General features: G+C 37.7%; 11 protein-coding genes. 3 read left to right on the top strand and 8 right to left on the bottom strand.

Annotated features, from left to right (window positions below):
• Window positions 1-619: 619 nt before the first annotated feature.
• From ETF27_RS09110 to dnaB, 7 genes are all read right to left on the bottom strand, one after another.
• Window positions 620-1552 (bottom strand): hypothetical protein, encoded by a 933-nt coding sequence (locus tag ETF27_RS09110; protein WP_130829312.1) that lies wholly within the window; start codon window positions 1550-1552, stop codon window positions 620-622.
• Window positions 1553-1617: 65 nt separating this feature from the next.
• Entirely contained in the window at window positions 1618-2013 is a 396-nt protein-coding gene (locus ETF27_RS09105; protein ID WP_130829311.1) for a PqqD family protein, read from the bottom strand.
• Window positions 2014-2037: 24 nt separating this feature from the next.
• On the bottom strand, window positions 2038-2523 hold the full coding sequence (locus ETF27_RS09100) for a S24 family peptidase (protein ID WP_130829310.1): 486 nt from the start codon (window positions 2521-2523) through the stop codon (window positions 2038-2040).
• Complete coding sequence (locus tag ETF27_RS09095; RefSeq protein ID WP_130829309.1) at window positions 2516-3412, bottom strand: hypothetical protein; 897 nt, start codon at window positions 3410-3412, stop codon at window positions 2516-2518. Before ETF27_RS09095 ends, ETF27_RS09100 begins: the two co-directional genes overlap by 8 nt.
• 20 nt (window positions 3413-3432) lie before the next feature.
• Window positions 3433-3900 carry a hypothetical protein gene (locus tag ETF27_RS09090; RefSeq protein ID WP_130829308.1) on the bottom strand — a complete coding sequence of 156 codons (468 nt, stop codon included), beginning with the start codon at window positions 3898-3900 and terminating at the stop codon, window positions 3433-3435.
• Between the two features lie 10 nt (window positions 3901-3910).
• Window positions 3911-4771, bottom strand: a complete 861-nt coding sequence (locus ETF27_RS09085) for a sigma-70 family RNA polymerase sigma factor (protein WP_130829307.1) — start codon at window positions 4769-4771, stop codon at window positions 3911-3913.
• A gap of 203 nt (window positions 4772-4974) precedes the next feature.
• Window positions 4975-6507, bottom strand: coding sequence for a replicative DNA helicase (dnaB, locus tag ETF27_RS09080; protein ID WP_130829306.1), 1533 nt, complete (start codon window positions 6505-6507; stop codon window positions 4975-4977).
• A gap of 93 nt (window positions 6508-6600) precedes the next feature.
• On the opposite strand from dnaB, the gene ispE reads away from it, so the two are divergent.
• From ispE to ETF27_RS09065, 3 genes are all read left to right on the top strand, one after another.
• The gene (gene ispE, locus ETF27_RS09075; RefSeq protein WP_130829304.1) at window positions 6601-7446 is read left to right on the top strand and encodes a 4-(cytidine 5'-diphospho)-2-C-methyl-D-erythritol kinase; all 846 of its coding nucleotides are present in this window, start codon (window positions 6601-6603) and stop codon (window positions 7444-7446) included.
• A 562-nt stretch (window positions 7447-8008) separates the two neighbouring features.
• Window positions 8009-9595, top strand: a complete 1587-nt coding sequence (locus ETF27_RS09070) for a capsule assembly Wzi family protein (protein ID WP_130829302.1) — start codon at window positions 8009-8011, stop codon at window positions 9593-9595.
• Between the two features lie 8 nt (window positions 9596-9603).
• On the top strand, window positions 9604-10041 hold the full coding sequence (locus tag ETF27_RS09065) for a lipocalin-like domain-containing protein (RefSeq protein ID WP_130829300.1): 438 nt from the start codon (window positions 9604-9606) through the stop codon (window positions 10039-10041).
• Between the two features lie 2 nt (window positions 10042-10043).
• On the opposite strand, the gene ETF27_RS09060 is transcribed toward ETF27_RS09065, so the two are convergent.
• Entirely contained in the window at window positions 10044-11150 is a 1107-nt protein-coding gene (locus ETF27_RS09060) for an MraY family glycosyltransferase (protein ID WP_130829298.1), read from the bottom strand.
• Window positions 11151-11318: the final 168 nt, after the last annotated feature.

Here is an 11318-nt window from a genome sequence, read left to right as displayed (position 1 = left end):
TGAAGCAGCGGCTGAATCGCCACCCGAGGTAACAGAAAATGAATAAGGGGGCTTGTCACTAACATGCTGTCATCCGAACTATTGTGTCTCAATGAGTTGGAATGAGGATTTCTATGTTTAGCGGACAGTAATAATATTTTATTCCAATGCTGAGAATAGCGCCAATCTCCTCACCCCTCCAATTCGCATTCAGGTGATGATAAACAAACGCTTGATAGTGAACATTCGTCCCGACCATCACCACGAAATTATATTACAAAAGCCGCATTGGGAATATGTCTCTTAATCTATTGATAATCAGGATGATATTAATCTTGATTTAAAAGCTTAGCTTTTGCATTCCAATTCATGACCTTTTCAATTGCAAAAGCTTAGCTTTTGGAAAGTGAAAGCTAAGCTTTGGATAGATGAATAAAGAAAATTTAGGACATTATTGAACTTTTCCCATATCGCCGGGAAGGATTTTTGCGTTTTCAATACCTCGGCTAACTCAAGGGAATATGCTTATTTATAATTATAAAGAAGTTATTTTGTTGGTAATCAATAGGTTGTTTACTTTTTAAGGGCGAGACTACTTAGAAGTTTTGAACTGTGTAAATATGAGACGGTTAGATACTGCTTACCAATTTTTTGAGACTATCTTTGTCTTGAGGTCAAACTGCATATTCATTCCCATTACCTTGGCTGTGCTGTTTGAGGCATAATCTGTCATCCAACCGGAAGGAAGAAACGTGTAGTCTTCGTCTGAATTAAAGGTTAGAGTTGTCATGCCCATGCTCTGCATTTGCCCCCAGTTATTTTCTATTTGGGATGTAACCTCTTCTCCCAGTCCCGTTTTCTTCATATTTCCTATAATCATCTGTTTTACATCCTTTTCAGTCATATTGCTCTTGCTTGTGCAATGTAATTGTGTTTCGTCAGAAGTTGTTGTTACGGTGTATGTCGTTATGCCTTTGATGCCCTGTGGGAATTTTCTTTCTTCTTTGTCTCCGGTTTTCAGTATTTTGCCGTAATAATAGAAAAATGTGTTAGAGTTTATATCCTCTATAAGGTTTTTTTCTGAAAGTTGTTCACTGATTGCCATGATTGCTTTTATTTTTGGCATCACCGCTTCTATATTAGGATTTTTCTTATATAGTTCCTCTATGTCAGCGATGGCATTCTTGCTTGCTTTTCCTACAGCTTCATCATAATTTTCAATTTTGGTGATCTTTCCGTCAAGGTTGGTTATATAGATCATCGGAATATTATAGAAATACTTGGATATGACATCATTCATTTGATCTTTCAATTCTTTGTTTCCCTCATACTCTACCTTTGTGATTGTGAATTCCAAGCGATATCCTGAGTTGTTTTTATGTAGAACAACATAACGCTGATTGAGTTTTATGGCAATTTCTTGTGTTCCTCCCATGGGAGCGTTGATTTTTAAATTAGATTTAGACTGATAGATGGTTGTGTCTCCTTGGTTAAAGTTTGCCTTGAAGATAGTTTGTGCGTCTGTCGTGAGTGTTATTCCCAATGCCAGAACAGATAGAAGTAATGCTTTCATATTAGAATTTATAATTTGTTGGTTTCAAAATTACAATTGTTTGAATACTAATTCTTATGTGCTGATTAGTTTTTAAATAATCTTTTAAATAGGCTTTTTTTCTTGTTGTCCGGTTGTTTTTTTAATGAACTTTCATTATTGCTTGGTGATACTTCAGACTCTCCACCTTTTTCTGTTTCCGGAATATCAAAGCCTTCAATAATACCTGATTTCCCCCATTGTGCCACAAGTTCGATAATATCATGTCGAGCAGTTTCATCTTCAACATCATATTGTTCAGTCGTTTTCCTCACCAAATCATCAATGGTGAAAGACTCCATTTTTTGAACTTCCTGCCAAAGGAATGCAGAGCTCTCGTTCATTGAGATGATACTGCTGAAATCAATATTATTTTCACCTTCTGAAACAATAATATATTCTCCGCATACCTGACGGAGATTGAAACCTTTTTTTGCTTTCATAATTTTGTTAATCTTTTTTTATTATTATATAGCACCAAACAATGGAATCCATATTCTTCTGTAGAGTGCCAGTATATATCTTCTTATAGGGTAGAGATGCATCCAAATATAGCTATATGTCTTCCACTTCTTACCATCGATTTTGTCGAGCTCTGTCCTGCCTTTGCGGTAAAATCCAATTACTGTACCCACAACATTTTGTTTTGTGCAATGTTCGGGAGTAAGATTTCCATCTCCCAGTAAAGTTATATTTTCACCTCTTAGTTTAACAATGCGGTGGAGCACATAATGTCCCGGTTCTATCTCTGCCAGCACCGGCTCTCCTTCTTCTATTTGTTTCGGTTTGGTTAGCAACGCCATGTCTCTGTTGTCTTCCAAAAATGGGCGCATGGATTTTCCCTTGAGCTTTAGCGTTACTGTGTGTCCCTCATTAAGCAACTTTACAATTTCTGGTAGTAACTCTGCATTGCTTAATAGTAATTCTGATTTGGATAATGGCTTTTCAGACATCACTGGTTTTTGATATGGTGCGGAAGCAAACTTGTGCAGCTTCCTCATTAGGTAAACAATGCAGTGTATAAACTCCGGTGGTTTCTACAATTTTCGTAATTGTATCACAAATAGCATTATGAATGTCAGAATCCCACTTCATACTTGAACAAGAGGGAAGAATGGATGCAAAGGCTTCAACAGGTTTTAGCTTTTCTATCGAATTTGTTTTCGCCCTATCAATTCTGGTGATTGCTCCTAACTTCGCTTTCACATTCCTATAGCAAGGTGTTTTACCACTCCACGGACCTCCAAAAATCCATAATTCATTATCAATGATCCTGATAATGGGGTTGTCGTCATTCATCAAATCGCTTCCCGGCATATACCTCAGCCACATACTTACATGTGTGGATTTCCCGGTGCCACTTTTAGCGATAAACGCATAGCCGAATCCATTGTTTCTAACCAATGAGGCATGGATAAGCAACGTGTTTTTTCGAGCTCCGGCAAATGCGAATATGAGCATAAGCGCATTATTCAATCCGAACATTCTCATGTTGTGATGACCGTTTAATGCGCACTTGCATTCTGTGAAATCTTTGTTTGTCTGAAGCAAACAGCAATCGGCATTCTCAACATTCTTGATGATGTATTGATATCCTCCATTCGGCAGTTTGTCCACTATCGTATCGCCATTCCCGGTATCAAATGTTCTAATTCTCTCCCTCTCTTCTTTAGTGGCAGGTTGTAATGTGTCATCTACCGTCAGTTGGAATAATATTTCATTATCTATAGAGTTCGTCAGGAATGGTCGAAATGAAGGTAACAAATGTATATCGTTTACATCTGTTTTCTGAAATTTTATGCGAACACTTAGCTCTGCTATTCTAAAGTCATATGCTACCATTTGAAGTATGTTGGTTAAGATTATAACTCTGTGTTTGCCTGGTTTTTTAATTTCTTGTCATTAACAATTATTTGTTCTGCATCCGGGGCAACGGTTGAAAAACTGAAAAGTTTAGAGCTGATGCCATTTACTATATATCTTCTTTTCGTCTTTGTATATTTCGCTTGCATCTTAACATACTTTTTCATGGCTTTTTTCTCTGTCTCAGCAAACACCACCAAGCATGTCGGATGTCTATTCTCTTTCGTGTTTTGAAGATAGTTCTTTAATTGATAGGCATAGTCATCTCGGTTTACGAGGAAATGTGTCCGGTTATCAACCAGATATACTTCTACATGTTGAATATCCGTAAAATATACCGTAGAGTCATTAAATGATGCAGCTACCCCAAACATATAAACATGTGTCTTGATATAGCCTTTTGCAGTCCCGGTGGTTGTTACTCCTAAAAAAAGGAGGACGAATAGAATAAGTTTGTATATTTTCATTTTATGTAATTTATTGTCCTAAATATGATTTCAGTTCTTCACTTGAATTGTTAGTTCTCAGTTTGCTTATTGCCTTCTCTTTTATTTGTCTTACACGCTCGCGTGTCAAGTTCGTTTTTTCACCAATTTCTTCCAAAGACATTTCTTTTTGATCTATACCATAGAAAGCCTTAACAATAATCTGCTCTTTAAGCGTTAGCCTTTGCAAAGCTCTTTTAATCTCTTTATATAGTCCTTCTTCGATCAGTTGTATGTCAGTCGGTAATAGGTTTTTGTTAGGCAACACGTCGATTAATTTGGTGCCATCGCTGTTCAGAGGTGCGTCTATTGAAATGTGAGAATGTTCAACATTCATCGCTTCTTCAACTTTGTCTTGAGGAAGATTTATATCATCGGCAATCTCGTCAACGCTCGGCATTCTTCCATTCTCTTGTTCAAATTTGTCATAAGCCTTTTGAATTCTTTTTACTGTACCGGACTGGTTGATGGGAATTCTCACTAATCTGCTTTGATCTGCTATTGCTTGCATGATGCTCTGACGTATCCACCATACCGCATAAGAAATAAACTTAAACCCTCTTGTTTCGTCAAATTTCTTTGCTGCTTTGATCAGTCCGAGATTTCCCTCGTTAATTAAATCTAATAACGACAATCCGTTGTTTTGATATTGTTTCGCAACCGATACAACGAACCTCAAATTAGCCTTCGTTAGTTTCTCAAGTGCCTTTTGGTCTCCTTTCTTGATTCTTTGAGCGAGTTCGACTTCCTCGTCTGTAGAAATGAGATCCTGATGTCCAATCTCTTGAAGGTATCTATCCAGAGAGCTTCCATTACGATTGGTTATCATCTGTGTGATTTTTAGTTGTCTCATTTCCGTATTAACGATAATATTTTAGGGCAAATTTACATAAAATCACCGAGTTGGACAAAAAAAGTCTATTAAATAGAAGAAAAAAGTCGAACAATAGTAGAAGCATAGCGGGGTATATAGTATTTTTATCCTCTTGCATCAGAAAACTCACCCTTTGATATCTTTACCGACACACCCTACCAACTCATCCTTAAGCTATGACTTTAAAAATCCGGTTTGCCATTTTTAGGTGGGGCAGGAAATGGGTCATCGTTCATCTTACTCCCAATTATCTCTCCTTCGAAATTGTTTTCCGAATTAAGTGGAGAAGTTAAATAATCGTTTTCGTTTGGATTTGAGAATCGGGTATATTCGCCTCGGAAATTTAAGAGAACATCACCTGTTGCGCCTTTACGATGTTTGGCAATGATAATCTGTGCCATGCCGTGAAGGTCATTCCCTTTTTCATCTTGATAAAGGTGATAGTATTCCGGTCGATGCACGAAAAGTACCATATCCGCATCTTGTTCAATTGCCCCGGATTCTCGCAAGTCGCTTAACTGGGGTCTTTTACCTTCTATTCCATCACGTTGTTCGACCGTACGATTTAATTGAGACAATGCGAGGATAGGAATATTCAATTCTTTAGCTAAACTTTTCAGTGAGCGACTGATAGTTGATACTTCCTCCTGACGACTATAGAATTTCATTCCATTGGCGTTCATCAATTGTAGATAGTCGATCATCAGTATCTTGATACCATGTTCTCTCACAAGCCTCCGTGCCTTTGTACGCAACTCAAAAACAGACAACCCCGGTGTGTCATCGACATAAAATGGGGCACCATCCATTTTCCTGATATTATTGTCGAAACGCTCCCACTCATCCGGTGTAAGTTGTCCGCTCAATATCTTATTACCCGGTATGGAACATACGTTTGAAATCAGTCGATTAACTAATTGAACATTATTCATCTCAAGTGAGAAGAATGCCAATGGCAAACGGTTATCAATGGCTATATTTTTTGCTAAACTCAGAGCAAAAGAAGTCTTACCCATTGCCGGACGTCCGGCAATGATGACAAGGTCGGATAATTGCCATCCTGCCGTTATCTCATCGAGCTTCTTATATCCGGTAGGTACACCGGTTAATCCTCCGTTGTCCTTATTTGATGCGGCTTTTTGCAACAGTTCGTGCGCTTGTTTCACAATTGGGTCAATCTGTGTATAATCTTGCGCCATGTTTTTTTGAGAAAGCTCAAAAAGATTGCCCTCGGCTTTTTGCATTAATTCATCAATATCAACTGTCTCATCAAACGCATCAGTTTCAATCATCGAGGCAAATTGAATGAGTTGGCGCGCCAAGAACTTCTGTGCAAGAATATGCCCATGATATTCTATGTGTGCTGAGGAAGCTACTTGAGAACTTAATTCGACAATATAGGTTGGTCCCCCTATATCATCTAAATTTCCTTTATGTCGCAATTCCTCCGCGACAGTCATAATGTCAACCGGTCTTTGTTGCAAGTTCAGAGATTGAATAGCCTCATATATCTTTTGATGTCGAGGCTCATAAAATGTCTCCGGTCTCAAAATTTCAGATACAACGGTAAACGCATCTTTATCTATCATTAATGCGCCTAACACAACCTTTTCTATATCAACTGCTTGTGGTTGAAGATGACCAAATGACGTATCGATTGTCGCTTGTTGACGGCGACCGGTCCTTTTTGATGTTGAACTTTTCTTTTCAGGCATAACGCCACAAAATTACAAAAAATCTTTAAATCTAACCACCATAATACGTTAAGTTTTCTATCTTTGCATCACATTATAAATTAATATATAGTTATGATACTGCATCCATGTTGCAAAATAAATTTAGGATTAAACATAGTGGGCAAGCGTAATGACGGTTACCATAATCTTGAGACAGTATTCTATCCTGTTCCTTTGTGCGACACCTTGGAACTAATTGATGTCGGACAGTATTCTGCCAATCCGGAATGTTATTTGGAAGAAAATGGAGATAAACTCGATTGCACTCCGCAAGAAAATTTGATAGTTAAAGCATTCAAACTGCTTGCAAAAGATTTTCGCTTGCCAAGTATTCGCGTGAAGCTTACAAAACGAATTCCATCGCAAGCAGGCTTAGGAGGTGGGTCTTCGGATGCTGTATATATGTTGAAACTTTTAAATGCTTTTTTCAAATTAAATATCGAAGAGGAACAGCTCATTGGTTATGCTGTTCGATTAGGTGCGGATTGCGCATTTTTTATTCATTCAACCCCATGTTTCGCAAGTGGTATTGGTGATAAATTAACTCCTCTTGATTCACGTCAGATTTCCTTAAATGGATATCATATCGCGATTATTAAACCTGACATTGCAATTTCGACTAAAGAAGCCTTTTCTAACATTCATCCGAATACTCCCATGATGAGTTGTGAAAAATCTGTGCAACAACCAATAAGTGAATGGAAAAACATACTGACCAATGATTTTGAAGACTCTATCTTTCCTTCGCATCCTGCATTGAAGGAAATAAAAAGAGAACTTTACAAACAAGGAGCATTATACGCCCAAATGTCGGGAAGTGGAAGTGCCATTTATGGATTATTCCGAAAGAGTCCCGAGCTTTTATTTCGGTCTTTTAGTAATTACTTTACTTTTATATCTCCCCTGACTACGCTTTAACCAAATCAATCATTAAAGATTTATTCACTTTTAAATTGGTTTCTAATGGTCAATTTGAGTGAAAGCATATTTTCCTTTTCAATTCGTAAGCAAAAAGAATAATCATGCGCACATTCCATAGGACAAACAAGCACCTGATAGGTATATTAATGGAATGGAAATCTTTAATAAAGAAATAGCCTGATTACCAGTTGTTTACATTATGCGTTTCAAAAGCTTACCTTTTGCACTCTAAAAGCTTATCTTTTGCCATCCAAAAGCTAAGGTATTACGATGCAATACCTATACTTACGAAAAATGATGGCTATCGTATGGAAGTCTTATAGTGTTATTTCATAATCATCGATTTGGGGTTAATCGCTAAATGAAATACTTTATAGTTTCCTGATTTAAGTTGACTACTTTAGAGTCTTTTCCTTAAAAGAAAAAATATTAAAACTGATTATTCTTTTCTTGCAATTGTACTTCCACATAATTATTGACTTTACGAGCCAACTTTTTTGGGAAAGACATCGGCAGATTATATTTTTTTACTATCTTTGCCATGTTAATAATTTGCATCATGAATCGTCTATTCTCTATACTCATTGCACTATTCATCTTCCTATCCGTTGAGGCTTCTGTCGAGAGGGAAGTTGTGAACGACTCTACCCAAAATCCCATTTTCCAAAATATTCAATATAAGTTGGAAACATCAGGGAGTTTCTCTGGAAATAAGACCCCATTATGGCTCAATGCCAACCAATATGGGTTAAGTTCGCTTGAGAAGTTGAATGGTTATGTTCGCGGTGCGATAGAACGACCTTTGTCAGTTGATAATGCTAAAAAATGGGGGATAGGATATGGATTGGATATAGCTGTACCTGTCAATTATACCAGTAATATTGTAATACAACAAGCCTACGTTGAAGGAAAATGGTGGCATGGAACGCTTACCATTGGCGCGAAAGAGCAACCTATGGAATTGAAAAACAACGCGTTAAGTTCCGGTTCCCAAACTTTGGGTATCAATGCTCGTCCCGTTCCTCAAGTACGTCTGGCTCTACCAGAATATTGGACACTTCCCTTTGGCAATGGTTGGCTTCATCTGAAGGGGCATATAGCCTATGGGGTGATGACGGACGATAATTGGCAGCACGATTTTACGGCTAAAAAGTCAAAATATGCCGATAATGTTCTTTATCATTCTAAAGCTGGATACCTGAAGATTGCCAATGAAGAGGTGTTCTGCCCATGGTCTTTCGAGTTAGGACTTGAGATGGTATGCTTGTTTGGCGGAACTTCTTATATCCCCAATGATATGGGAGGTATAGATAAGGTTGATGGAGGTACGGGCGTGAAAGATTATTGGAAGGCATTTTTCCCAGGAGGTTCAGACGTTATTGAATCTACCTATAAAAATGTTCAGGGAGACCAATTGGGGAGTTGGGTGGCAAAGATAAAATATAGCGGTGATTGGCATAGTTTCTCTATCTATGCCGATAAGTTCTTTGAAGACCATTCATCCATGTTCCAGCTTGACTATGATGGCTATGGGTCGGGAGATGAATGGCAAATACGTAAGAAGAAGAAATACCTTGTCTATGATGTCAAGGATTGGATGTTGGGTTTTGAATATAATTACAATCCCAATCATTGGATTAATGATTTCGTCTTTGAATATCTCTATACCAAGTATCAGAGCGGTCCCATTTATCATGACCATACTCCGGCAATTCCCGATCATATAGGAGGCAAGGACGATTACTACAATCATTATATCTATCCCGGCTATCAGCATTGGGGGCAAGTAATGGGCAATCCGTTATATCTCTCGCCCATCTATGATAAGAATGGGGATATCTATATCGGCAACAATCGTTTTATTGCCTACCATATTGGTTTGAGTGGTCGTCCGACTGAGTTTACCACTTGGCGTTTCTTGACCACTTATCAGGAGGGTTGGGGCACTTACGATGCTCCTTACTCGAAGAAACGACATAATATGAGTATGCTCGTTGAAACCTCCTATAGCTTTCATAAACCAAATAGCCATTGGTTGCGTGGCGTTACATTGAGAGGTCGCTGTGGGGTAGATTTCGGTTCTATTTTAGGCGGCATCAACTATGGCTTCCAATTCGTAGTTGCCAAGGTCGGATTATTTAATTGATAGATGATATGAACAAAACCATTTTCTTGTATCCTTTTTTATTCTTCCTTATCTTATCCTTCTCGGCATGCTCTTTTGAAACCGATAATGCGCCCGGAGAGCTGGAAGGTACGTGGCGATTGATTTCAATAGAAACGGAAGGTAGAACAGTGGATTATCTTGATAAAAACATATTTTGGTCGTTCCAAAGCAAACTCCTTCAATTGGAGACCAAAGGTGATATCTATATGCGTGTGCTCTATTATTATAAGAAAGATGGAAATACGCTTGTTTTAAGTTCTCCATATAGATATGATCGTGAAAACGGAGATGAACTTATTACGGATCCTTCTTTGCTTGAGTTCTATGCTATAGATGGATTGGAGGTAACTTTTACTTTCCAAACCTCAAAGGATAAATTGCTGTTGAGAGAAGGTAACCGAGTGTTTAAGTTCGTCAAATTTTAGAACTACTGAAATGGTGATAACCCCCTGCGTCTTATTAACCTATCTATAATAAGAACGTGTAACAAGGTATATAAAACAATATCAGCGATAATAATCGTTGTAACATTTAGAACGCCATTTGCTAAAGTGTTGAATAGTATAAAAAAGAATGCCAATAACAAAATTCCAACCAATGCCTGATGTTGTTTAAGCCCCATTCTCATTAATTTATGGTGTATATGATTCTTATCCGGTTGAAATAAATTCCTTTTATGCAATAGACGAGTAATGATAACCCTGAAGACATCGAATACCGGAACTATCAATAAAGTAACGGATAGGAACATTGATTCTTTTCTATAGCTCATGACGTGTGGGTTATTCATGCAAAACTTTATCAATAACACTCCAAGTATATATCCCAATGTAAGCGAGCCGGAATCGCCCATGAATATCTTCCTGTTGTCTTCAATTTTTCCAAATATGTTGAAGTATAAAAAGGATATTAATACGCCCATAAGCCCTGCGATTAAAATACAATATACCCATATCTGTTCCAAGAAGAATCCATATAAGAAACCGGATAAGGCTATAAACGATAAGCCTGCTGATAAACCATCGATGCCATCAATGAGATTTATGGCGTTCATTATGAACACAAGCACTATTACTGTTAATGGCGCTCCTATCCAAAAGGGTATCTCATGTATGGTGCAAAATCCATACATGTTATTAATATATAGCCATGATATAGGTAATAGTGAGGCTGAAAAAATTTGAATAATAAGTTTTTTCTTAGCCTTGACCCCAAATAAATCATCCGTTAAGCCGGTGATGTAAATAATGAGTATGCCTAAGGCGAAGAAATATGTCCATGGACTTACGCTTATCTTCTTCCCATTATATGCGTATGACCACACCACGAGAGCCACTACAGTGGCTGCCAACATACAGGGCAGGAAAGCAACCCCTCCTAATCTGGGGATTGCGTTTTTGTGTATCTTCCTTTTATTTGGTATGTCATAAAGATGCCTCTCCTTACAAAAATTTAGTATCTGTGGTATGATGATGAAACCACATGCAGCACTCACCAAGAAAGATATCAGGCAGATGATGATATAGATGTTCATTATTGTTTTGTTTGGTAATATAACACTTCTTTCCCCGATTTATTGTATCTTGTTTTGCAGAATTATAGTTATGGGCAGAATTACTTTATTATTAAATATTACTGTCCGCTAAACATAGAAATCCTCATTCCAACTCATTGAGACACAATAGTTCGGATGACAGCATGT

Origin of the sequence: Prevotella brunnea (assembly GCF_008016795.1) — a bacterium.
In the GTDB taxonomy this organism is placed as follows: Bacteria; Bacteroidota; Bacteroidia; order Bacteroidales; family Bacteroidaceae; genus Prevotella; species Prevotella brunnea.
This window is presented reverse-complemented; position numbering and strand designations above follow the sequence as displayed.

Coding starts and splice junctions, on each gene's coding strand:
- dnaB (WP_130829306.1), bottom strand. CDS start 6,507: ATGCCTGAAAAGAAAAGTTCAACATCAAAAAGGACCGGTCGCCGTCAA.
- ETF27_RS09070 (WP_130829302.1), top strand. CDS start 8,009: ATGAATCGTCTATTCTCTATACTCATTGCACTATTCATCTTCCTATCC.
- ETF27_RS09060 (WP_130829298.1), bottom strand. CDS start 11,150: ATGAACATCTATATCATCATCTGCCTGATATCTTTCTTGGTGAGTGCT.
- ETF27_RS09105 (WP_130829311.1), bottom strand. CDS start 2,013: ATGAAAGCAAAAAAAGGTTTCAATCTCCGTCAGGTATGCGGAGAATAT.
- ETF27_RS09065 (WP_130829300.1), top strand. CDS start 9,604: ATGAACAAAACCATTTTCTTGTATCCTTTTTTATTCTTCCTTATCTTA.
- ispE (WP_130829304.1), top strand. CDS start 6,601: ATGATACTGCATCCATGTTGCAAAATAAATTTAGGATTAAACATAGTG.
- ETF27_RS09110 (WP_130829312.1), bottom strand. CDS start 1,552: ATGAAAGCATTACTTCTATCTGTTCTGGCATTGGGAATAACACTCACG.
- ETF27_RS09090 (WP_130829308.1), bottom strand. CDS start 3,900: ATGAAAATATACAAACTTATTCTATTCGTCCTCCTTTTTTTAGGAGTA.
- ETF27_RS09095 (WP_130829309.1), bottom strand. CDS start 3,412: ATGGTAGCATATGACTTTAGAATAGCAGAGCTAAGTGTTCGCATAAAA.
- ETF27_RS09085 (WP_130829307.1), bottom strand. CDS start 4,771: ATGAGACAACTAAAAATCACACAGATGATAACCAATCGTAATGGAAGC.
- ETF27_RS09100 (WP_130829310.1), bottom strand. CDS start 2,523: ATGTCTGAAAAGCCATTATCCAAATCAGAATTACTATTAAGCAATGCA.